Below are 23435 nucleotides of genomic sequence, written 5' to 3'. Positions count from 1 at the left end.
TCTATGACTTTAACAGAACAAATATTTGCTCATCATATAGGAAAAGAAGTAAAAGCAGGTGAGATTATTGATTGTCCTATTGATATGGTAATAGGAAATGATATTACAACTCCAATTTCTATTAAACAATTTAAAAAAAGTGGTGCTACAAAATTAGCTAATCCTGATGGCTTTGCAATTGTGCTTGACCACTATATTCCTGCAAAAGATATTCTAAGTGCAAATCAAGCAAAAATTAGTAGAGATTTTGCAAAAGAACATAATTTAAAATATCTTTTTGATGAAAAAAATATGGGTATTGAACATGCACTTTTACCTGAAAATGGACTTATTAGCCCAGGTGATGTGATAATTGGTGCAGATAGTCATACCTGTACGCACGGAGCTTTAGGAGCATTTGCTACTGGAATGGGAAGCACTGATTTAGCGTATGCAATGATAACAGGTAAAAATTGGTTTAAAGTGCCAAGTGCTATTAAAGTGCAGTTTCGTGGAAAATTAAAGCCTTGGGTTTATGGAAAAGATTTAATTTTAGAAATTATTAGAATTTTAGGCGTTGATGGGGCTTTATATAAATCATTAGAGTTTTTTGGAATTGAAGAGCTTGATATGGATAGCCGTTTTAGTTTATGTAATATGGCGATTGAAGCAGGTGCAAAGAATGGAATTTGTGCTGTTGATAATGTTACAAGAGAGTTTTTAAACTCGGTTAATTTAAAGAGAAAAGGCGTTGAGTTTAGCCACTTGCCAAATGCTGTTTATGAAAGAGTAATTGAGATTGATTTAGACAAGCTTGACCCTGTTGTAGCATATCCGTTCTTACCAAGTAATGGTAAAAGTATAAAACAAGCTGTAAGTGAAAAGGTAAAAATTGACCAAGCATTTGTAGGCTCATGCACAAATGGAAGGCTAAGTGATTTAAGAATTGCAGCGAGTATTTTAAAAGATAAAAAAGTTCATTCAGATGTAAGAATGATAATTACTCCAGCTACAACCAAAATTGCTTTACAAGCTCAAAAAGAAGGCTTAATGGATATATTTGCTAATGCTGGTGCAGTTGTAAGTAATCCAACTTGCGGTGCGTGTTTAGGTGGGTATATGGGGATTTTAGCTGATGGAGAGCGTTGTATATCAACTACGAATAGAAATTTCGTAGGTCGTATGGGTGCAAGAACTTCAGAAGTTTATCTTGCAAATAGTGCAATTGCGGCTGCTAGTGCAATTAAAGGATATATTTGTTCTCCTGATGAGCTTTAAAAATAGCGTTTGCCTAATTTTAGGTGGTGGAAAATCAAGTAGAATGGGGCAAGATAAGGCTAATTTATGCTTTAATTATAAAAAGCGTGAAATTAGCCTGATTAATTATTTATATGAAAAATTACAGCCTTTATTTAATGAAATATATTTTTGTGCTAAGACTAAGCCAAGTGATTTAAAATGTAAATTTTTAAAAGATAATTATGAATATTTTCATCCAATTAATGGTTTAAAGACTTTTAAAAATATTAAAATTCCTAATTCAAATTCTGTTTTTGTAATTGCAGTTGATTTTGTAAAAATTAATAAAAGCTCTATAAAAAGACTTTTTTATAAACATAAAAGATATAAAAGTTCAGTAGTGGCAAAAAGTATCAAAACTCATTTTTTATGTGGTTTTTATAAGATGAGCGATTTAAAATATTTAGATGAATTAGATGAAAATTGCAAAATCAAAGATTTTTTTATAAAGTCAGGTGCAATTACTTTAAACTTTAAAAATGATAATGTTTTTTTAAATATGAATACAAAAAGTGATTTTGAAAAGTTTATTAAAAGTTACAGATATTAAACATTTTATGCTATAACTAAGCCTTTTTTATGGAGAGTTTGGCCTACTGGTGTAGCCCTAAGACTTCAAATCTTGTGGTGGGGTAGTTGACTATTCTGCGGGGGGTTCGATTCCTTCACTCTCTAGCCAAGTTTTGGAATTTTAAATAATATTTTAGGTTTAAATTATAAAATATTTTTTGATTTATGGTTTTAGGAAAAATAAGTTGAAAGAGATTAGAAGAGTTGATAATTTTGAATATATAATAAAAGTTACCGTTGTTATTATTGGCTTAGTTCATCTTATATATGCTGTTAGTTTTACTCTAACGGGGCTATATTTCTTATTACCTTCTAGCTTAATTCAAATTATTATTTCTTTATTAGTAGCTTATGTAGTGTTGATAAGAAACAAGGGATATGCAATTGCTACTTTATATGCGCATTTAGATATATTATTTTCTTGTTGTTATTGCACTTATTATCTTGGATGGGGCTATGGTTTTACTATGATAATAGTTCTTTTATTATCATTAGCATATTTACAAAATTTCAATACTTTCTTAGTTCCAATAGGTATAGGACTTGTAGAAGCGACTGCTTTTTTTGTAATGCTTTATATTACAAAAGATACTCCAAATTATCCAAATCCTTATATGCCATATATAAATATAGCTAATTTTTTATTTATGGTAGTTACATTGCTAGTTTATATTTGGCTAAATGATAGAGAAAACGCCAAGATTATTAAGCAACTTGATGCTAGAAAAGAATTCTTACAATATAAAGCTGAAAATGATTATTTAACCACACTTTTAAATCGTCGTGCTATGAATGAGATATTAGATAATATGTTAGAAAAATTAAAAAATAAAGAAGTAAATTCTTTAGCATTAGCAATAGGAGATATTGATAATTTCAAGCATTTAAACGATACTTATGGTCATAATTTTGGAGATTTAGCTTTAAAAGAAGTTTCTAAAGTGTTTAAAAACGAATATGAAAACAATACAAATACTTATGTGGCTAGATGGGGTGGAGAAGAATTTTTAATACTATTTAGCAATTACTCTTACAATGATGTTTTAAATTCTTTAGAAAAAAGTAGAAAATCTATTGAAAAATTACAAATTAAAGATAATTTAAATGAAACTAGCGTTACTATTTCAATAGGTGTTAGTTATTCTATAAATTTAATTAATAAAGATGTATTGATAACAAAAGCAGATGCAGCACTTTATAGTGCAAAAGACTCTGGAAAAAATAGAGTAAAGTTAGTTAATTTAGGTTAGATATGGGAAGTTTTTTAGATCAAGATGATTTAGTTGTAGCAAAAAAAATTGCTAGATATATACTAATTATATTTTCAACATTATATTTTTTATTATCTATTTTAATGGGTTGGTTAGGTCATAACTATCCTATGTTTGTTAATTTGTTTTTAGCTTGTATATATTTGTATTCATTAAAAAAGTTAGATTTATTAGAAGTCAATAGTTTAGTATATACGGTGCATTTTGTTTGTATAGTTTATGCTATTTTTATGGTTCTTTATTTTGGTTGGAGTTTTGGAGCTCAATATTTTTTAATACCTTGTATAGCTTTTTGTTATGTCGGTCAATTTGAAAATAGAAAAATTATCTATACATTAGCAATTTTTGAGAGTATAGTTTTTGAATTATTGTATATATTTATGGAAGTTAATAAATATACTTTACAAAATCAATTATATGTGCTTGGATACAATATTAATGGCATATTTTATATTATTCATAGCTTATTTGCGTGTCTTACAATTATAATTGTTATGTATTTTTTAAAAATTAAAGTTTATAAAACAATTGAGACAAAAGAAAATGTAAATGAAGTTTTAAGTATTAATGCTTCTACAGACCCGCTTACATATTTGCTAAATCGTTGGGCTTTTATGGAAAAAATTCATTTAATTCAATATAAAAAGAATTTTCATTTTGCTTTAATAGATATAGATTTTTTTAAAAAAGTTAATGATACTTATGGGCATAGTGTTGGAGATGAAGTTTTAAGAGTAACTGCAAGTTGCATAAAGCTTAATTTTTCAAGATATACTGATATGATTGCTAGGTGGGGCGGGGAAGAATTCTTAGTATTTGCATTAGGTTGCAGTGAAGAAGAATTTTATGAAGCGTGTAATAATTTTAGAAAAGAGCTAAAAAATAATAAATTCTGTGCTGGCGATTTTACGATAAGTGCTAGTGTTGGTTGTTTGCATGTAAATGGCGATTTTTCATATAGTAATTTTGATAATTATATTAAAAAAGTTGATGAATTATTGTATATGGCAAAAAATAGCGGTAGAAATAGGATAGAAGCAAAGCGTATAGAAGATGAATGAATTTAGAAAGATAGATAATATAAGACAATTAGTAAAAATCACAATGATTTTACTAACAATAACCCATACTACTTATGGGAGTGTGTTTTATTTTCTAGGTCTTTATCCTATGGTTAATATTAAGTTTATTGAAGCTTTTATTGCTTTAGTAGCTACGATTTTTATTTTAAAAATTGACAAATATCATAATATTGCTGTTTATTTTACACATGCTTCTGTTTTGCTGTCTTGTTCAATTTGCACATATATTTTAGGGCAAGGATATGGTTTTTTAATAGTTATGATAGCACTTTTATCTCTTGGCTATGTTCATGACTTTAGCAGTTCTAAATATCCTTTGATTATTGGTATTTTTGAAATTATTTTATTTATAGTTACAATAATTATTACAAAAGATGTTCCTGATTTTGAAAGCGAATATATGGTTTTTGTATATGTATTTAATGTTATAAATATTACTTCTGTAATTATTTTTTATTCGTTTTATACGCATAGTATTGATGAGAATGAAAGTAAAATATTAGAAAAAGAAAGCATTAAATTACAAAATAAAGCTGATTATGATTATTTGACAAATATTTTAAATCGTCGTGCAATGAATGAAATTTTACATATATATCATAATTATTTTCAAAAAGACCAGATTCGTTCTATGGTAATTGTCTTAGGTGATATTGATAATTTTAAGAGTTTAAATGATGAGTGCGGTCATAATTTTGGAGATATTGTTCTTAAAAATACAGCAAAAATCATTAAAGATAAAATATCTAAAAGAGCTTCTAGTTATGTAGCTAGATGGGGTGGAGAAGAGTTTTTAATGCTATTAACAGGTCTTAGCATAGATGAAAGTGAAGAACTAATGAATGAGATTAGGGAAGATTTTGCTAACTATACTCATAAAGATGGTTATAATGCTAGGAAAACTACAATTACTTTTGGAATTTGTTATTCTTTAAGACTTGAAAGTATAGATTATATGCTATCTCAAGCTGATAATGCCTTATATAGTGGTAAAAAATCAGGTAAAAATAAAGTAGAAACTATAGTTTTAGGACAAATATGATAGATTTTGAAAAAAGAAAATATGAACTAGTAGAAGTTTTACAAGCTGAAAAAATTATGAAAGGTATTTTAGTTTTTAATTTAGTATATGCTTTAATAATGATAATTAATGATATTCCTTATTTGTTTTTAACGTATTTTATGCTAGCTGGATTATTTTTAGTATCGTTAGTATTTGTTAAGAGTAATAATTTTAATGCTTGTATTTATGTTACTTTTTTTTCTTGTTTTGTTTTTTCTGCTAGCTCAATTTATTATCTTGGGTGGGGTTATGGGTTTGAATATTATATATTACCTATAATATCTTATTTTTATATAGGTATTTATAGGAAAAAATACATTATATATTTAATAGCGACTTTCGGACTTATTTATTATTTGGCAATGTATTATTTTTTTTGTGTGAATGATTATTCTTTAGATATACCTTTATATTTATTTAGCGATGGTTCTAAATTCTATTTTAATTGTTTTAATGGGATTGTAGTATCAACTATTTTTGTAATTGTATCAAGTGTTTTAAGAAAACAAATATATATTGAATTAGAAAATAGACAAAATATAAATAAAAAGCTTGATAAAAGTGCAAATTTTGATTATTTAACAAGACTTATGAATAGATGGTGTTTTATAGATAGTATTGAAGATTTAAATATTAAAAGTAAGGTAAGTATTGCTTTAATAGATGTTGATTATTTTAAAAAAGTAAATGATACTTACGGACATAGTGTGGGAGATGAAGTATTAAAAAATTGTGCAAATTTAATGAGAAAGCATTTTGGAGAATATACTGATTTGATTTGTAGATGGGGTGGAGAAGAATTTTTAATATTAGCTTATAACGTATCTGCTTTAGATTTTGAAAATGCTTGTGAGAATTTTAGAATAGAGTATTCAAATTCTACATTTTCTGTTGAAAGCTTAACTACTAGCGTTAGTATAGGTTTAGTTTTTATAGAAGATAATTTTGCTAATAATATTTTAGATGAATATATAACAAGAGTTGATAAGTGTTTATATGAGGCTAAAAATACAGGTAGAAATAAAATAATAAAAAATATAATTTAATTTAAGCAAAAATTAATTTTATTAGGATAATATACAGCTTTTATTTTTAGTGTGCGTTCATAGCTCAGCTGGATAGAGCAACGGCCTTCTAAGCCGTAGGTCAGAGGTTCGAATCCTCTTGGGCGTACCACTTAGCGGATGTGGTGAAATTGGCAGACACGCCAGACTTAGGATCTGGTGCAGCAATGCGTGGAGGTTCAAGTCCTCTCATCCGCACCACTTATCATCTTATTTATCTTTTTTAATCACCTTTTTAATATTTGTTACGAAAAGTTACATTAACACATAAAAGTGCTAATTTTCTTTGCTTAAAATCTGATTTTATTGTAACATAAGTCCTTTCATTTTATCAAAAAGGAGCCTTAATGGTAGAAAACCAGCAAATCAAACGAAATGGATTTGAAAAAATCTTACACAAAATTGAAGTATTAGGAAACAAATTACCTGATATTACAATTCTTTTTTTAATTGCATTTTTTATTGTGATGATTTTAAGTTTTGCATTAAGTTTTATTGACTTTTCTTATATTCATCCAGTTAGTCACGAAAAAATTGTAGTTAAAAATATGTTTGAAATTCATAATTTAACTGAATTAATAGTTAGATTAGGCGTTAATTTTATAACTTTTCCTGCTTTACAATTAGTTTTAGTTGCTACTTTAGGAGTTAGTATTGCAGAAGGCAGTGGTTATATTAGAGCATTACTAATTAAAATGATAGGAATAGTTCCAAAAAGCATTGTTGTTCCTGTGGTTATATTAATTTCTATATTTTGTCATATAGTATCAGATAGTGCTTATGTATTTTTAATGCCAATTGCAGCTGCTATGTATTATAGTGCAGGTCGCCATCCAATAGCTGGAATTACTACTTCATTTGCTGCACTTGCAGGTGGGTTTAGCGCTAGTTATATTCCAAGTGTAGTTGATCCGTTAATGCAAGAATTTACTCAAAAAGCAGCAAGGACAATTGACCCTGAAATAAGCGTAAATGTATTATGTAATTATTTTTTAAGTATTTTTTCAACCTTTAGCGTAATTGCTGCTTGTTGGTTTGTTAGCTCAAAAATTATTGAGCCTATGCTAAATAAAACTATGCCTATTGATAGTGATTGTAAAATCGCTCATTTAGAAAATGAGAAATTAAGCTCACAAGAAAATAAAGCTTATTGGGGAGCGACTTTAACATTTATATTTATGGCTTTATTATTATTTGTTGTATCAATCCCAGAGAATTCTGTTATGCGTGGTGCTAATGGCTCACTTACTAGTGCTGATGCAGCTTTAATGAAAGCTATTGTTCCATTGGTATTTTTATTCTTAGCAATTCCAGGATATGTATATGGAAAAATCAGTGGCTCTATAAAAACATCAAGTGATTTATCAAAAATGGCTGCTAGTAGTTTAAATACTCTTACTACCTTTATTGTATTTTGTTTTGTATGCGGGCAGTTTTTATATGTATTTAATACTTCAAATCTTTCAACTCTATTAGCAATTTCAGGAGCTGAGTTTTTAAAGAGTATGAATATGCCTTCAGTTTTCACCGTTTTAGGAGTGATTATATTTACAAGCTTTTTAAATATTTTTGTTACATCAGCTACATCAAAATGGGCTATATTAAGCGTTATTTTTGTTCCTATGTTAATGTTACTTGGAATTAGCCCTGAACTTACTCAAGCAGCATATAGGACGAGTGATAGTGCAGTAAATGTTATGACACCTATGTTTCCATTTTACCCATTAGTGATTGGTTATTGTCAAAAATATTATAAAAAAACAGGAGTTGGAACACTTAGTTCATTAATGCTTCCATTTGGTATTGCTTTATGGATAGCTTTAGTTGGTAGTTTATTTATATTCTGGGCTTTAGGTCTTCCGTTAGGATTTGATACTACTTATGTTTATAATTTTAAAGGTTAGATATGTTGGTAGAAGACTTTATAAAATATGTAAAAATCTCATCTCAAAGCGACGCTAGTAAGAGTAATACTCCTACTAGCGAAGGGCAGTTGCAATTAGCGAAATTATTAAAAAGTGAGCTAGAGAATTTAGGACTTAGCGAAATTAAGCTAAATGATAATGGCATTTTAACCGCACTTTTAGCTGGTGATAAAACTAAGACTAGCTTAGGTTTTGTAGCTCATCTTGATACTATTGATGTTGGGCTTAGTCCTTGTGTAAATCCTAAGATTTTAAGGTTTGAAGGCAAGAATTTAGATTTAGGTAAGGCAGTTTTAGAGATTTCTAAACACCCTGAAATTATGAAGTATTTAAATGAAGATATTATTTTTAGCGATGGTTCATCTGTTTTAGGGGCTGATAATAAGGCTGCAATTGCTGTTATTATGAACTTAATTAAAACTCTTAAAAATAGTGATATTAATCATCCTGATATATTTTTAGCTTTTGTGCCTGATGAAGAAATAGGGCTTTTAGGCTCAAAGCAGCTTAATTTAGATGATTTTAGAACAACTCATCCTTATACTATTGATTGTTGTGAGGTTGGGGAATTAATGTATGAGACATTTAATGCAGCAAGTGCAAAGCTTAATATCGTTGGCGTTTCAGCACACCCAATGAATGCTTATAAAATAATGCTAAATCCAACTTTATTAGCAAATGAGTTTATAAATCTTTTTGATAGATTGCAAACTCCTGAAAATACTAAAGATAAAGATGGTTATATTTGGATAAATGAAATGCACTCAAATCAAAACGAAGCTAGTGTGTGTTTAAATATAAGAGACCACGATAAAACTAAGTTTGAAGAGAAAAAAGAATATATTAAAACTTGCGTTGATTTTATGCAAAATAAATATAAAAAAGCTAGTTTTAAACTAGAAATGAGTGATACTTATTACAATCTAAAAGATGCTTTAAACGATGATAATAAAGATAGTTTAGATAAATTATATAAAGCTTTTGAATTATCAAATATTAAAGCAAATACAATTGCTATGCGTGGCGGGACTGATGGAAGTGCGTTGAGTGTAAAGGGTCTTTTTACCCCGAATTTTTTCACAGGAGCACATAATTTTCATTCAAGATTTGAGTTTTTACCTGTTAAATCACTTGAAAAATCTTATGAAGTAGCACTTAATTTAGTAAAAATATATTCAAACTAGGAATTTTAATTCCTAGTTTTAAATTCTTAAAAACTATATCCTAAATTAACTCCGTATCTAATACCTTTAGCTATTACATCATTTGTATAACTTGCTTTAATTCCTGCATAAAAGCCGTCTAAATTGCGAGTAAATTTATAACCTAGCATAAGATTTGCTTCATAATTTAGTCTTTTTTGTTGCTCGTTAAATAATTTATCTCTTTTATTATCTAAATAAAATTTTGCAAAAGCACTAGCTTCAACAACTAATCCTTCATCAAAAATATTCATAGTGCTAGCTCCTAATTTGATTAAATTAGTATTAGCTACTAAATCTTTAGTATTAGTTTTGCTTTTGATTTTTTCATGACCTAAGCCACCTAAGATATTAAAGCCTGATTTAACTCCTACATTATTATTAAAAAATCCAATACCACCTAATACATTAACAGCAGTATAAGTGCTTGAAATTTTGCCACTTTCTATATTATTTTTATATTCTGAATCAAAGTCGTGAATGCTTAAGTCTGCACCAAAAACAAAATCATTATCATAATTACTAAGTTTATAAGAATTTATAAAAATTCTTCCTTGATAAATACCATTATCGCTTAAATTAAGCCCGTAATCTTTAGCTTTTCCTACCATAAAATCAGCACCTACGAAGTTTTGTGCGTTTAGGCTGATTACACATATTAGTGTTGATAAAATTTTTTTCATATTATCTCCTTTTTAAAAAATGTTAATTCTATATTTGTATTTTTATATTTTAGTAATTTATAAATTATGACAATATATAGGCTTTTTGATATTAGAAATAAGTTGTCCGTTATTATTTTTAGGAATTGTTGTAAAACCTACATTATTTATTACAATACATATTGAGTTATTTTGGTCTATATTAGTTGATTTGCTTAGTCTAATAATATATGAATTAGCTTTTATTAGATTATAAGTTTTTGATTTATTAGTATATGAACTTGCAAATAATTCTCCTAATTCATTTACCATTATTCTATGAGTTTTTTTGTATTTATTATTTAGATTATAAAATACATCAATTTTAGTTATTCCAAAGCTTTTTGTAAGATTTGTCCTTGTTGTAAGCAAATTATCATCTATACTTATTCCTGCATATCTAGCTCCAATTAATTTTGTTTTATCAAATAAATCTTTTGCTAATTCATTTGCATCTGGATTTGATGAGCTAGAACCTATGCTATCGCTAAAAATACTATATCCAAATTCTTGATGATTGCATTTATATTTGTTATATGAAGTTTTTGTATTTGCTACACAATGAAAATATATTTGCCAATATGATTTATCGTAATTTGTCGTATAATCATATACATCGTAATTTAGTGCTAAATCACGAAGTATATAAATATCTTGAGATAAACTCCTAGCCGCTAGGATTAAAGAATTTGAATTGATTTTTGATATTGCTATACTTGAGAGTATTCCAGCTACAACTAAAACTAAAACTAATTCAATTAAAGTAAAGCCACGCTTATTTGCACGCAGCTCTGTCAATATGTACGAATCCAGAATATTTCTCTACATAAATACAAGCTATATCACTACCTTTTGAAATTTCTATTTTAAATCCACTTGGATTTTGATTAAAGTTTAAAGGCTCTCCTAATTCATTAAATATAATAGTATCAGTTGGCGTTAGACCACTAGCAGGAGTTGTGGTTGGTGTAGTTGGGGTAAATGTTATATTATATTTTTTAATTTTAAGAATAGCTGTTCTTGTAGCACACGCTTCATCTTTTTCAAAATCACATATTCTTTTATCAGGATTTAAAAAATCTTCAGCATATTCTGTTAAAACTGGTGTTGTTCCTTTTGAGTTATATTCAACTTTACTAATTTTATAAATCTTATTAGAAGCTATTGTAAAACGATAATATTTATTATGATAACCATTTGTTCCATCATAAGCGTCATCTCCTAACGCTAGAATTTTTGTATATCTAATATCGTTTGCAATACTTCTAGCAGCATCTATTAATTCACTTGTGTGTATTTTAGAAACAGCAACCGCACTAAGTATAGCACCAACAACCATAACAACTAATAATTCAATCATAGTAAAAGCTTTTTTCATACTTACATCCATTCTAAAACTTGAGCTAACTCATTAGCTACAAAGCATTTAATACCTTTAAAATTACTTTTATTTGGAATTATAGCATTTTTAAAACCTTGATTTTTTGCTTCATTAAGTCTAATATCAAGGCTGAAAACTTCGCAAATTCCACCATTTAAACTAAGCTCTCCAATAAATACACTCTCATTACTTAAAACTCTATTTTTAAAGCTAGATATTATAGCAGCTGCAACTGCTAAATCAGCAGCAGTTTCACTAACTTTTATCCCACCGCTAATATTTATAAATACATCATATCTTGCAAGTGGAATTTCTAATTTTCTCTCAAGCAAGGCTAAAATCATATCAAGTCTATTTCTATCAAATCCGGTTGCACTTCTTTTAGGATATGCACTCTCGCATACTAAAGCTTGAACTTCAAGAGTAATTGCTCTGCTACCTTCTAAAATAATAGTTAGAGCACTTCCTGCGTGATTTTTACCTACAAATCTAGTTTTAATATTGTTTGCACTTATAAGTCCATTTTCGCTCATTTGCCAAATGCCTATTTCGCTAGTGCTTCCGAAACGATTTTTAAAGCCTCTTAAAATTCTTAATTCCTTGCTAGCATCACCTTCAAAATAAAGCACCACATCAACCATATGTTCAAGCACTCTAGGTCCTGCAATTGAGCCTTCTTTAGTGATATGTCCTATTATAAATGTGCTAATATTATTGCTTTTGCTTAGTTTCATTAGCTCAAATGTAAGCTCTCTTACTTGAGTGATTGAACCAGCACACGAACTTATATTTTCTGAATAAATGGTTTGAATACTATCTATAATTAAGACTTCATAATTATTGCTTAAAACTTCATTTTTAATATTTTCAAAACAAAGTTCTGTAAGTAAAAACAAATTATCTTCATTAGCATTTAGTCTATTTGCACGAAGTTTTATTTGACTTTTACTCTCTTCAGCACTAACATAAAGGACTTTTTTGCCATTTTTCGCTAAGTTTGCAGCGGTTTTTAAGAGTAAAGTTGATTTTCCAACGCCAGGAGAGCCACCTAGTAAAACTAATGAGCCTACAACAAGCCCACCACCTAAAACCAAATCAAGCTCTTTATCATAAGTTGAAAATCTATCAACTTGTTCAATTAAAACTTCTTTAATACTAACTGCTTTGTTTGAATTTGGTTTTATTTCGTTTTTTAATACTTCAATTTGAGTTTGATTTAATTCTAAATATGAATTAAATGCCCCACATTCAGGGCATTTGCCTAAAAATCTAATTTGTTGATTACCACAAGCTTGGCATTCATAAAGGCTTGATTTTTTCTTAGCCATTGTTAAAAATTCCGTCTAAAAGAACCTTTAAATATTCATTTGCTTTAAAAGGAGCAATATCATTTGCACCTTCTCCATATCCAAAATATAAAATTGGTAGCTCTAATTCTCTTGCAATTGCAAATAATGAACCACCCTTACTTGTTCCATCAAGTTTGGTAATAATTACTCCATCAAGCTTTACTAAATCATTAAAAACTTTTGCTTGATTAATACCACTATTTCCTTGAGTTGCATCTAGGACTAGAATTTTTCTATGTGGAGCGTTTTCATAAGCACGAGATGAAATTCTTATTATTTTTTCTAGTTCATTTGCTAGATTTTTTTTATTTTCTAATCTTCCTGCTGTATCGATAATCACATTATCATAACCTTTGCTAAGTGCTTTTGTAATGGTATCAAATGCAACTGCACTTGGGTCATGCCCTTGCTTAGTGCTTACAATATCGCAATTATTTTTACTAGCCCAAAGTTCAAGTTGCATAATTGCACCTGCTCTAAAAGTATCGCACGCTCCTAGTAAAACTTTTTTGCCTTGATTTTTATAAAAATTACTTAATTTTCCTATGGTTGTAGTCTTTCCTACTCCATTTACACCTAATATTAATTCTACAAATGGTTTATCATTAGAATTTGAATTAGGATTTTCATACATAAAATATGAGCTCATTACTCTTTCTAAATCTGCTCTTTCAACTATATCTTTAGGCGGTAAGTAGTATAAAATCTCTTCTACTATTTCATAAGTAATATCAGCATTTACTAGCATTTCTTCTAATAAATCTTTACTTATTTTTTCGTTTTTTGGTTTTACTTGATTTATAGCTTCAAGTGTTTTTGCTAAGCCTTTTTTTAAAAAATCTAACATTATTTCATAACCTTTTGAATATCAATATCAAGCATTTCTTCATAAACTGCACCTAGATAGTTGTTTATGTTTTTACCATTTTGGTCGTATAAAGCAATATATGGAATGCCGTTAATTTCTCCTAAAACTTTTAAAAATGTGTAATTATTATCACCTGTAACAATATCATAGCTAATACCATTATCCTTAATAAATTTAGCTATTTCTTCATCACTTTTATCTTCTAATAAAACACCAATAACTCTTAATCTATCTTTATATTTTAATGCTAAATCATTTAAGTGTGGAATTTCAGCCTTGCAAGGTGGGCACCAAGTAGTAAAGAAATTAAATAATATAATTTTATCATTTGAAGTAAATTCTAAGTCTTTATTATCATTATTAATTCTTTTAATTTCAAAAATCTCATCGCTATTATAAAATTTTAAAGAGAATTTAATTAGTCTATTAAAATCAGGTTCTTTTTTAACTTCAACTTGAGTAATTTGTTCGCTTTCTTCTTCTTTTTTATCTTCTTTTTTATCAAAACAAGCGGTAAAAAACAATAAAGCAACACTTAGCAATATAGCTTTCATTTTAATTCCTTATGTAATATGCTTATAAATTTTTTAGGTTAGATTATGGATAAAAAGTTAATAAGAGAAAAATTTCATAAAGAAAATTATAAATTTTGTAAAAATTACGGAAGTTTTAGAGCTATTTTAAAAATAATATCTAAAGTTAAAACAAATAAAAAATTAAATCTTTTAATTTATATTGCAAAAGATAAAGAAATAAATCTATATAAATACAAAAGATTTTTATGTAAAAAATTCAATATTTATATTCCAAAAATGCTTAGTGATAATAGTTTAGCTTTTAATAAATTAAGGTTTCCATTAAGTGAAGTTAGATTTAAAATAAAAGAAAGCTCAAGTAAGATTGAAAATATTAAAATTGATATTGCAATTATACCTGTTTTAGGAATTGATAAGGATTTTAGAAGAGTAGGTTTTGGCAAAGGATTTTACGATAGAACTTTTTCTAAAATTGATTATGATTTATTAATTATTTTTATTCAAAATATAAAATCCGTTACTAAAAACAAAATTTGTTTAAAATCGGATATTCAAGGCGATTTTTATATCGCAAATGGTAAAACAATAAAAAGAAAGAGAAATTATGACATTAATTGAAATTATATCGTTATTAGCGGTATTTATTCTAGGAGGAGCATTAGGGGTTTTAGTAGCCAAAAGAATACACGAAGCTCATTTTAAAATTCACGAAGAACAAGCAAAAGCAAAAGCAAAAGTGATTGAATATGAAGCTGAAAAAATCCTAAGAAATGCTGATAAGGTTTTAGAAAATGCCAAAGCAAGTGAGGGTAAGATTGAGTTGAGTTATAAAAAATCTTATGATGAAAAGATTTTAGAACTTCAAAAAGAACACGATAAGAAAATTCTAGAAATTGAGAAAAAAGAGCAAATTCTAGCAATAAACGAACAAAAATTAGATGAATTTAAAGCAAGTATTTTAAAAAGTGAGCAAACTGCAAATGAATTGATGGAAGAAGCAAATATGCTTAAAAAATCTTGTGAAGCAAAAATGCAAGAATTATTAAGCAGTATTGAAAATATAAGTGGTTTAACTCAAAGCGAAGCAAGAGAATTAGTAATAAATCAAGCTAAAGAAGATGCAAGAGATGAAATCGCTCATATCGTAAGAAAATGTGAAGAAGAAGCAAAATCTCAAGCAAAAATAAAAGCAGGATATATCCTAGCACAAGCTACTACTAGATTTGCAGGTGAATATGCAAGTGAGAGATTAATTAGCGTAATAAATCTTAAAAGCGATGATTTAAAAGGAAGAATTATTGGTAAAGAAGGAAGAAATATAAAAACACTTGAAATGGTTTTAGGTGTTGATGTAATCATTGATGATACTCCAAACGCAATTATTATTAGCTCATTTAATGTTTTACGCCGTGCAATTGCTAAAAAAGTAATTGATTTGTTAATAGATGATGGAAGAATTCAACCAGCTAGAATTGAAGAATTACACGAAAGAGTTTCAAAAGAATTTGAAGAAGAAATGTTTAACGAAGGTCAAAATATCATAATGGATTTAGGACTTACAAAAATGGCTCCTGAATTAGTAAAATTAATTGGCCGTTTAAAATATCGTGCAAGTTACGGACAAAACGCATTAGCACATAGCCTAGAAGTTGCACATTTAGCAGGAATTATCGCAGCTGAATGTGGTGGTAATACAAGACTTGCAAGGCGTGCTGGAATTTTACATGATATTGGCAAGGCTTTAACTCACGAATATGAAGGTAGCCATGTTGATTTAGGTGCTATGGTTTGTGAAAGGCACAAAGAGCATCCTGTGGTATTAAACGCTATTTTTGCTCATCACGGGCATGAAGATGCTTTAAGTATTGAAGCTGCTGCAGTTTGCACAGCTGATGTTTTAAGTGCCGCAAGACCAGGTGCTAGAAGAGAAGTTTTAGAAGCGTTTTTAAAGCGTGTTAGTGAGCTTGAAGCTATTGCAAAACAACATTCTCAAGTTAAAAAAGCTTATGCAATTAATGCTGGTCGTGAAATTAGAGTTATTGTAAATGCTAAGCTAATTAATGATGATGAAAGTGTTCTTTTAGCTAAAGAAATAGCTAGTGAAATAACAAGCAGCTTACAATTTCCAGGAGAAATTAAAGTAAATGTTATCCGTGAAACTAGAGCTGTGGAGCTAGCGAAATAATGCAAGAATTTATAGAAAAATTTGTAGAATACGGATATATTTTAGTATTTTTATACTCTTTAGGCGGCGGTATGTTAGCACTGCTTGCCTTAGGAGTGTTTGCAAGTGCTTATAATGTAAATCCTTATATTAGTATTTTAGTAGCTTTTGTAGGTAATTTTTTAGGCTCATCGGCTTTATTTTATTTTACTAGAGCTAGTAAAAAAGACTTTCAAAAACATCTTGTAAAGCATAAAAGAAAACTAGCTCTTTTAGTAGTTTTATTTAGAAAAAATGGCTTTATTTTTACTTTAGTTTGTAAGTTTGTTTATGGGCTTAAAACCTTAGGTCCAATAGCAGCTGAGATTTCAAAATTAAGCTTTTTTAGATTTAGCATTTATAATTTAATTTCTTGTTTTATTTGGGCTATTGTGGTGTTTTATGCTGCGTTTTATTTAGGAGATAGCTTGGCTAAAACTTTTGATGAATATTCATCTTATATGCCAATTATTTTACTTGTTTTATTGATTGTAATTTTTACATATTTAAAAATAAAAGCGAAAAAATGAAGAGCAAAAAATTATTAAATATTAGATTTTTTTTAAGAAAGATAATTCATTTTAAAAATCATAAATTCCTAAATCAAATTCTACTAGATTATCCGAAATTATCTAAGAAATTTAGCGAGAATTTAAAATATCACAACGATATGTTATGCAAAAAATACGGGGCTACTAATTTTACTTTTGAATATTCAAATGAATGTTTTAAAAGGGATTTAGAAATTATTACAAATAGATTTTCGGATATTTTAAGTAATGATGAGATTATTTTTAATGAATTTGATTTAAAAATTACGCTTAGCTCAAATCCTAAAGTAATTAGCGAAGGACTTTTTACAATTCATTTGCATTATAAAAATGAACTTTTATATTCTTTAAGTTTTGTTTTATTAAATGATGCTTTATTAATCACGGCCTTACAGGGTAATTTAAATACTAAAGATGAGATAAAAGAATTTACTAAAGTTTATTTTGGTTTAAGACCGCTTAATTTTATTATATTTTTTGCTTTTATTTTTGCTGAGTTTTTAGGTATAAATAAAGTTTGCGGAGTAAAGGATAGATTTTTAGTATCAAGATTTAAACGCAATAGAAAAAGAGATGGAAGAGTATTTGTAATACCAAATTATGATGAAATATGGCAAGAAAATACAAAAATTATTAAAGAAGAAAAATCATTTTATGTATTAGAATATTTGCAAAAAGATTTAGAAGAAATACCATCAAAAAAACGCTCAATGTATAAAAAAAGATTTGAGTTCTTAAAAACGATTAAATTGTAAGCAATAATTATTCCTAACTAGCTAAAATGCTCTTTATGAGAGTAGATAAATTTTTAAATGCAGTAAATATCACAAAACGCCGTTCAATTTCACTTGATATGTGTAAAAACGGCGTAATTTGTATAAATGGAAATGTTGTTAAGCCTAGTAAAGAAGTAAAAGTTGGCGATATTATAAGTCTAAATCTTTTAAACGAGCAAATTAGATTTAAGGTATTAGCTTTACCTACAACCAAAAATGTAGCTAAAGGAAAATCAAATGAATATGTGGAAAAACTAGATGATAATCAAGGCTAATTTAGATAATTTAGATTTAGTGGTAAATGAGTTTGGTGATAATGGGATTTATTTATTACAAGGCGATTTAGCTAGTGGCAAGACTACTTTAGTAAATAAAATAGCAAATAAAAAATTAAATCAAAAAGCAATTTCTCCAACTTTTAGTGTATTAAATACTTATAAAAACGATACTAATACGATTTATCATTATGATATTTATCAAAAAGGAACAAAAGCTTTTATAGAAAATGGTTTGTTTGAGAATTTGTTTAATGATGGTCTTCATTTAATTGAATGGGCTGATGATGATTTTATAAAAATATTAGAGCAATTTGCACTTGGATACAAGATTGTGAAAATTAGCACTAATAATGAAGGTAGGCTTTATGAGTTTAGTTAATTTAAAAGCGTGTGGTCTAAAAAAAAGTATAAAAAATATAGAAATTATAAAAAATGTAGATATTAGTATGGATAATTCTCAAATAGTAGGATTATTTGGAAGTAATGGTGCAGGAAAAACTACTACATTTTATATGATTTGCGGACTTGTTAGCCCTAGTGCTGGGGATATTTTTTTAGATGATTTAAATATTACTAACGAGCCACTTCACAAACGCGCAATTCTAGGCATTGGTTATTTACCACAAGATTCAAGCGTTTTAAAAGATTTAAGTGTTTGGGAAAATATGCAAATTGCAGCAGAACTTAAAGGGCTTAAAAATATAGATGAATTAATAGAAGAAAAATTAAATCTTTTGAAGATTTATGATAGAAAAGACCGCCTTGCAAAAAGTCTTAGCGGTGGGGAGCGTCGCAGATTAGAAATAGCTAGAGCTTTAGTTTTAGAGCCTAAGTTTTTATTACTTGATGAGCCTTTTGCTGGGGTTGATCCAAAAAGTATTAATGATGTTCAAAGCATTATTAAGGATTTAAAAGATTTAAATATAGGCGTATTAATTACTGACCATAATGTCCGTGAAACCCTTAGAATTTGTGATAAAGCTTATGTTTTAGATAGCGGCAGTATTTTAGCTAGTGGAAGTGCTAAAGAAATTGCAAATAATGAAATAGTAAAAAGCAAATATTTAGGTAAAAACTTTTCTTTATAATGTTAAAAGTTCGTCAGCAAGTAAGCCAAAAGCCGAAATTATCTCAAACCCTTAGAAGCTGGTTGCCACTGCTTCAAGCTAGTAGTGATGATTTAGAAGATGAAGTAAATAATCTAGCAAAAGATAATCCTTGTATAAAAATTAGCTCAAAAAAAGAAATAAATGATAAAAAATCTAACAAAAGTATAAGACAATTATATTCTAAAGGCGGTGGTTTGATTGAAGAATTAAATATCGCTAAAAAAAGCATATATGATGATTTAGAATTACAGCTTAATAAGACTTTATTTCCTACTCAAAAATCTCAAGAAATTGCAAGAATTATTATAAGTTGTCTTGATGAGAATGGATATTTTGTATATGATGAAAATATTTGTTTAGGATATTTATTGGAAGATATAGAAAAAGTTAGAAAGAGATTTTGCTACCTTGAGCCTTTAGGAGTTGGTGCGATTAATTATATTGAAGCTTTAGAGTTTTGCTTATTGAATGCGAATTTAGAAAATGAATTATTTTTATTATGTAAAAAGCTTATAAATGATTTAGATAATTTATCAAAATATACTAAAAGTCCTTTATATAAAGACGCAATAAGAATTATAAAAAGCTTTAATTTACCGCCTTTTATTGATGATTTAGAAGATAGCAAAGAGATTATTCCTGATATTTATATCTTAAATGAGAATGGAAAATTAGAAATAATTATCAATGATGATTATTATCCGCAGATTGAAATTCAAGACTATAAAGAGCTAAAAGAACAAGTAAAAAATGCTAAAAATTTAGTAGATGCTTTAGAAATGAGAAAGGCGACTTTAAAAAAACTCGCCTTAATGATAGTTGAATATCAATATGATTATTTTTTAGGCGGAGATATTAAGCCATTAAAAATGCAGGATTTAGCAACAGAACTTGATAGGAATACTAGCACAATTAGCCGTGCAATAGCTAATAAATACATTAGCTCAAATCGTGGGATAATAGCTATTAAAGATTTTTTTGCAGCAGAATTAAACGATGGCACAAGTAATAAAACCATCAAAGAATTTGTAAGCGAATTAATCAAAAATGAAAATCACTTAAAACCTTTAAGCGATCAATTGATTTTAGAAAAAATAGAAAAAGAATTTAATGTAAAAATAGTAAGAAGAACTATCACAAAATATAGAAAATTACTAGATATTCCAAGCTCAAGCGAGAGAAAAAAATTATATTCATTAAGGTAGAAAAATGACTTATTTAGAACTAAAAGAAAAATATAAAGATATAAGAATTATAGCGGTTAGTAAATATACAACAGATGAGAAAATAATGGCTTTACATAAATTAGGGCAAATTGAATTTGGCGAAAACAAAGTGCAAGATTTAGCTAGAAAAAAGGCTGAATTATCAAGTGATATTAATTGGCATTTCATAGGAAATTTGCAAAAAAACAAAGCTAATTTACTTATAAAAACAAAGCCTGTTATGTGGCAAAGTTGCATTAATTTAGACCTTGCAAAATATGTTGATGCTAGACTTGATTATGAGCTAGATACATTGCTTGAGATAAATGTGGCTAACGAAGATAGCAAGGCTGGTATTAATCCAAGTAAAGCGATTGATGAGTATTTAGCGATTAAACAAAGTTGTAAATTCATAAAGCCTGTAGGGGTTATGTGTATAGGTGCTATGAGCGATGATATTAAGCAAATTATTAAGAGTTTTGATTTGTGTTATAAGATTTATAATGAGCTTAAAAAAGATGGAGCTAAGATTTGCTCTATGGGTATGAGTAGTGATTATGAAATAGCTATTAAAAGTGGAGCAAATATGATACGCTTAGGCAGCGTGCTATTTAATTAATGAAATAAATTTTCATTTTATAAGATAAGTTTTTATAGTTTTAGTTATCTTAATTTTTATATAAAATATTATTAAATAATAAGAGCTATTTTAAGATATTATTTTTTTAGTTTTATATAAAGTATTGATTTTAAATTTCAAAATCTTTAATATCGTAAATATTGTTTATTGCAAATACAAAATAAAATATATAAAAGCTCTAAAATATCTTTATATTTAAAATATTGAAATTAATAATATAATATTAATTTACTTTTTATTTTAAAGTATTATCTCCTATTTTAAATTCTTAAAATGTATTGAATTTAAAATAGGAATTGAGTTTATATTTTTAACTCCCATTCGTAAGCACTTTTGCAAATTAATTCAAGGTTGTCGTTACTATATTTCCAATCTGTTAAAGAAGTTATTTTTTTATTAGATGCTACAAGTGAGCTAGGATCTCCTGTGCGTCTATCTGCCATTTCTACTTTAAAATCATTACCACTGATTTTTTTCATAATATCAATTACTTCTTTTACGCTAGTTCCTTTTGAGTACCCAACATTAAAGGCTTGACTTGTTTTTTGGTTTTTTAAATATTTTAATGCTTCAATATGTGCGATAGCCAAGTCATCAACATGTATATAATCCCTTACGCAAGTTCCATCAGGGGTATTATAATCATTACCATATAAATACATTTTATCTCTTTTATTAGCAGCACATTCAGCAGCTATTTTTATAAGTAAGCTAGATTTACTAAATTGACCTAAAGGTGCAATTAGGCTTGCTCCTGCAACATTAAAGTATCTTAATGCTATGAAATTAAATTCTTTCTTTGCATTTGATAAATCATTTAATATATATTCGCCTATTAGTTTTGTTAAACCATAAGGATTTATAGGATTTTTTGGAGTATCTTCTGTGATTAATTCATTAGTTTTTGGTTCTCCATAAGTTGCAGCAGAACTTGAGAAAATAAAATTATTAATATCGTATTTTTCACAAATTTTTAATAAATTAATCATATTTGATACATTATTATCATGATATTTTAATGGATTTTGTGTGCTTTCAAATACGCTAGTATTAGCTGCAAAATGCACTACACAATCTATTTTATTATTGGTTACTATTTGTTCTAATAGTTCTAAATTTCCAAAATTTCCTTCGTAGAATTTAAAATTATCAAATTTATTTAACACTTCTAAAGCCCTTGCATTTCCAGTGCTAATATTATCAATACCTATAACTTTATAATTATTCTTTAAAAAATGATAACTTGTAATTGAGCCAATATAACCTGCTGCACCTGTAATTAAAATCATTCTTCGTTCCTTTCTAAATGTATTATTTCATCAAGCACGACTGTTGCGTATGAGCCTTTTTGTAGGCTAAATTCAAGGCTAAGTTGTGCTAATTCTTCATTATAGTTAATTTTCTCATCATTTGTGTAAGTCCATAAATATCTTCTTGAACCATTTTGAGTTTTTAATAAATCAAAATAATCTTTATATATGCTATTTTCAATTTCGCCTAAAAAACCTTCATTTAATTTAGGTTTATTTCCTAGTATCAATCCAGAAGGGCTAATATCTCTTGCTAAAAATCTTTTTAAACCATCTTCTAAATTCTCATTAAATACCTTGCCGTAAGGATAATGCTCATATATTTCATTATCAAATAATTTAAAAAATTGTTCTTGTTTTTTTAGATTTTCAACTAAAGTTTTATCCTTATAAAGTGCTAATAATTCTTGTTTAGAAAAATCATTGCTAAATCTTGAAATTTCTATTCTTTTTGATAAATATGTGTTGAATAATTCGCTTTGAAATGCAGAAATTAAAAAGTTATTTAATTTATTATTTTTAAATTTTAATTCGTTTTTTAATATTTCTAATCCTGTTTTTGCATTATCATTATCTTTGCCAAAACGCTGATAGCCATAATAATTAGGAAAGCCATTTTCTTTAATATTTGTAAAAATTTGTTCAATCTTTAAAGCGTCAATTTTATTAACTTTTTTTAATCTTATAAAAAATGAATTACCTTTTAAATGTCCGATTTTTAATTTATTATTGTGTAAAAAAGTATCAATAATTTTACATTTTTCATGAGAAAATTTAGCTAATTCTTTCTCGTATTTTTTAGGCATTGAAATGTATTGAAATGTAAGTCCTTGCTTGTCTTTAAGACCTGCGTAACCAAAATCTTTTGCTTTAATTCCTGTTGCTGCACTTAAATCTTTTAAAAGTTCATTTGTGCTTAAATCTTTCTTTTGTATGTGTAAAATTAAATGCTCTCCAGAGCCACTAAATTCGTATAATGGTATTTCACGCACTACGAAATCGCTAGAATTTTTTGAAAAATAAACATTGATTTTTGAATGAGTGTTTGCTCTTAAATACATATTAAATCCTTT

At 27.6% G+C, this 23435-nt stretch carries 25 protein-coding genes and 3 tRNA genes; 20 read left to right on the top strand and 8 right to left on the bottom strand.

Annotated features, from left to right (window positions below; translation table 11 throughout):
* Positions 1–3 precede the first annotated feature (3 nt).
* The 11 genes from AVBRAN12640_RS04485 (at position 4) to pepT (ending at position 9437) form a co-directional block, all read left to right on the top strand.
* Entirely contained in the window at positions 4–1257 is a 1254-nt protein-coding gene (locus AVBRAN12640_RS04485) for a 3-isopropylmalate dehydratase large subunit (protein ID WP_336608467.1), read from the top strand.
* On the top strand, positions 1247–1828 hold the full coding sequence (locus tag AVBRAN12640_RS04480) for a molybdenum cofactor guanylyltransferase (protein WP_336608466.1): 582 nt from the start codon (positions 1247–1249) through the stop codon (positions 1826–1828). Before AVBRAN12640_RS04485 ends, AVBRAN12640_RS04480 begins: the two co-directional genes overlap by 11 nt.
* A 30-nt stretch (positions 1829–1858) precedes the next feature.
* Positions 1859–1957 (top strand) — tRNA-Sec (locus AVBRAN12640_RS04475).
* 76 nt (positions 1958–2033) lie between these two features.
* The gene (locus tag AVBRAN12640_RS04470; RefSeq protein WP_214115946.1) at positions 2034–3098 is read left to right on the top strand and encodes a GGDEF domain-containing protein; all 1065 of its coding nucleotides are present in this window, start codon (positions 2034–2036) and stop codon (positions 3096–3098) included.
* Positions 3099–3100: 2 nt separating this feature from the next.
* On the top strand, positions 3101–4180 hold the full coding sequence (locus AVBRAN12640_RS04465) for a GGDEF domain-containing protein (protein ID WP_214149722.1): 1080 nt from the start codon (positions 3101–3103) through the stop codon (positions 4178–4180).
* Positions 4173–5243, top strand: coding sequence for a GGDEF domain-containing protein (locus AVBRAN12640_RS04460; RefSeq protein ID WP_214119719.1), 1071 nt, complete (start codon positions 4173–4175; stop codon positions 5241–5243). Before AVBRAN12640_RS04465 ends, AVBRAN12640_RS04460 begins: the two co-directional genes overlap by 8 nt.
* Positions 5240–6310 (top strand): GGDEF domain-containing protein, encoded by a 1071-nt coding sequence (locus tag AVBRAN12640_RS04455; protein ID WP_214119720.1) that lies wholly within the window; start codon positions 5240–5242, stop codon positions 6308–6310. Before AVBRAN12640_RS04460 ends, AVBRAN12640_RS04455 begins: the two co-directional genes overlap by 4 nt.
* A 53-nt stretch (positions 6311–6363) precedes the next feature.
* Positions 6364–6440 (top strand) — tRNA-Arg (locus AVBRAN12640_RS04450).
* 4 nt (positions 6441–6444) lie between these two features.
* Positions 6445–6529, top strand: a tRNA-Leu gene (locus AVBRAN12640_RS04445).
* A 146-nt stretch (positions 6530–6675) separates the two neighbouring features.
* Complete coding sequence (locus tag AVBRAN12640_RS04440) at positions 6676–8232, top strand: AbgT family transporter (RefSeq protein ID WP_214119721.1); 1557 nt, start codon at positions 6676–6678, stop codon at positions 8230–8232.
* Between the two features lie 2 nt (positions 8233–8234).
* A complete protein-coding gene (gene pepT / locus AVBRAN12640_RS04435; RefSeq protein WP_336608465.1) occupies positions 8235–9437 on the top strand; it encodes a peptidase T in 1203 nt (400 codons plus the stop codon).
* Positions 9438–9463: 26 nt separating this feature from the next.
* On the opposite strand, the gene AVBRAN12640_RS04430 is transcribed toward pepT, so the two are convergent.
* From AVBRAN12640_RS04430 to AVBRAN12640_RS04405, 6 genes are read right to left on the bottom strand one after another with little or no spacing between them, the layout of a single operon-like run.
* A complete protein-coding gene (locus AVBRAN12640_RS04430; RefSeq protein ID WP_214115932.1) occupies positions 9464–10138 on the bottom strand; it encodes a hypothetical protein in 675 nt (224 codons plus the stop codon).
* Positions 10139–10195: 57 nt separating this feature from the next.
* On the bottom strand, positions 10196–10954 hold the full coding sequence (locus AVBRAN12640_RS04425; RefSeq protein ID WP_336608464.1) for a pilus assembly FimT family protein: 759 nt from the start codon (positions 10952–10954) through the stop codon (positions 10196–10198).
* A complete protein-coding gene (locus AVBRAN12640_RS04420; protein WP_336608463.1) occupies positions 10932–11534 on the bottom strand; it encodes a prepilin-type N-terminal cleavage/methylation domain-containing protein in 603 nt (200 codons plus the stop codon). The genes AVBRAN12640_RS04425 and AVBRAN12640_RS04420 overlap by 23 nt, the downstream gene beginning before the upstream one ends.
* Before the next feature lie 2 nt (positions 11535–11536).
* On the bottom strand, positions 11537–12865 hold the full coding sequence (radA, locus tag AVBRAN12640_RS04415; RefSeq protein ID WP_336606845.1) for a DNA repair protein RadA: 1329 nt from the start codon (positions 12863–12865) through the stop codon (positions 11537–11539).
* Positions 12858–13733 carry a signal recognition particle-docking protein FtsY gene (ftsY, locus tag AVBRAN12640_RS04410; protein ID WP_214119726.1) on the bottom strand — a complete coding sequence of 292 codons (876 nt, stop codon included), beginning with the start codon at positions 13731–13733 and terminating at the stop codon, positions 12858–12860. Before ftsY ends, radA begins: the two co-directional genes overlap by 8 nt.
* Complete coding sequence (locus AVBRAN12640_RS04405; RefSeq protein WP_214115921.1) at positions 13733–14308, bottom strand: TlpA family protein disulfide reductase; 576 nt, start codon at positions 14306–14308, stop codon at positions 13733–13735. The genes ftsY and AVBRAN12640_RS04405 overlap by 1 nt, the downstream gene beginning before the upstream one ends.
* Positions 14309–14353: 45 nt before the next feature.
* Here AVBRAN12640_RS04405 and AVBRAN12640_RS04400 point away from each other — a divergent pair, with 45 nt between their 5' ends.
* The 9 genes from AVBRAN12640_RS04400 to AVBRAN12640_RS04360 are packed head-to-tail and all read left to right on the top strand — an operon-like array spanning position 14354 to position 21031.
* A complete protein-coding gene (locus AVBRAN12640_RS04400; RefSeq protein ID WP_336608462.1) occupies positions 14354–14908 on the top strand; it encodes a 5-formyltetrahydrofolate cyclo-ligase in 555 nt (184 codons plus the stop codon).
* Positions 14895–16475, top strand: a complete 1581-nt coding sequence (gene rny, locus AVBRAN12640_RS04395) for a ribonuclease Y (RefSeq protein ID WP_336608461.1) — start codon at positions 14895–14897, stop codon at positions 16473–16475. The genes AVBRAN12640_RS04400 and rny overlap by 14 nt, the downstream gene beginning before the upstream one ends.
* On the top strand, positions 16475–17023 hold the full coding sequence (locus tag AVBRAN12640_RS04390) for a DedA family protein (RefSeq protein WP_214115909.1): 549 nt from the start codon (positions 16475–16477) through the stop codon (positions 17021–17023). Before rny ends, AVBRAN12640_RS04390 begins: the two co-directional genes overlap by 1 nt.
* Complete coding sequence (locus AVBRAN12640_RS04385) at positions 17020–17799, top strand: DUF535 family protein (RefSeq protein ID WP_336608460.1); 780 nt, start codon at positions 17020–17022, stop codon at positions 17797–17799. Before AVBRAN12640_RS04390 ends, AVBRAN12640_RS04385 begins: the two co-directional genes overlap by 4 nt.
* Positions 17800–17834: 35 nt before the next feature.
* The gene (locus AVBRAN12640_RS04380) at positions 17835–18095 is read left to right on the top strand and encodes an RNA-binding S4 domain-containing protein (RefSeq protein WP_336608459.1); all 261 of its coding nucleotides are present in this window, start codon (positions 17835–17837) and stop codon (positions 18093–18095) included.
* The gene (tsaE, locus tag AVBRAN12640_RS04375; protein WP_336608458.1) at positions 18079–18477 is read left to right on the top strand and encodes a tRNA (adenosine(37)-N6)-threonylcarbamoyltransferase complex ATPase subunit type 1 TsaE; all 399 of its coding nucleotides are present in this window, start codon (positions 18079–18081) and stop codon (positions 18475–18477) included. The genes AVBRAN12640_RS04380 and tsaE overlap by 17 nt, the downstream gene beginning before the upstream one ends.
* Complete coding sequence (gene lptB / locus AVBRAN12640_RS04370) at positions 18464–19186, top strand: LPS export ABC transporter ATP-binding protein (RefSeq protein ID WP_214115900.1); 723 nt, start codon at positions 18464–18466, stop codon at positions 19184–19186. The genes tsaE and lptB overlap by 14 nt, the downstream gene beginning before the upstream one ends.
* The gene (locus tag AVBRAN12640_RS04365) at positions 19186–20412 is read left to right on the top strand and encodes an RNA polymerase factor sigma-54 (RefSeq protein WP_336608457.1); all 1227 of its coding nucleotides are present in this window, start codon (positions 19186–19188) and stop codon (positions 20410–20412) included. The genes lptB and AVBRAN12640_RS04365 overlap by 1 nt, the downstream gene beginning before the upstream one ends.
* 4 nt (positions 20413–20416) lie before the next feature.
* A complete protein-coding gene (locus tag AVBRAN12640_RS04360) occupies positions 20417–21031 on the top strand; it encodes a YggS family pyridoxal phosphate-dependent enzyme (RefSeq protein ID WP_336608456.1) in 615 nt (204 codons plus the stop codon).
* 323 nt (positions 21032–21354) lie between these two features.
* Here the strand turns inward: AVBRAN12640_RS04360 and galE are convergent, their stop codons facing one another.
* Together galE and truD are read right to left on the bottom strand one after the other, a co-directional pair.
* On the bottom strand, positions 21355–22341 hold the full coding sequence (gene galE, locus AVBRAN12640_RS04355) for a UDP-glucose 4-epimerase GalE (protein WP_214115893.1): 987 nt from the start codon (positions 22339–22341) through the stop codon (positions 21355–21357).
* Positions 22338–23423: a tRNA pseudouridine(13) synthase TruD gene (gene truD, locus AVBRAN12640_RS04350; RefSeq protein WP_214115891.1), complete on the bottom strand. Its 1086-nt coding sequence runs from the start codon at positions 23421–23423 to the stop codon at positions 22338–22340. The genes galE and truD overlap by 4 nt, the downstream gene beginning before the upstream one ends.
* Positions 23424–23435: the final 12 nt, after the last annotated feature.

Origin of the sequence: Campylobacter sp. RM12640 (genome assembly GCF_020137595.1) — a bacterium.
Classification (GTDB): Bacteria; Campylobacterota; Campylobacteria; order Campylobacterales; family Campylobacteraceae; genus Campylobacter_E.
Note: the sequence above shows the minus strand (reverse complement) of the source record. Positions and strands in the feature narration are given on the sequence as shown.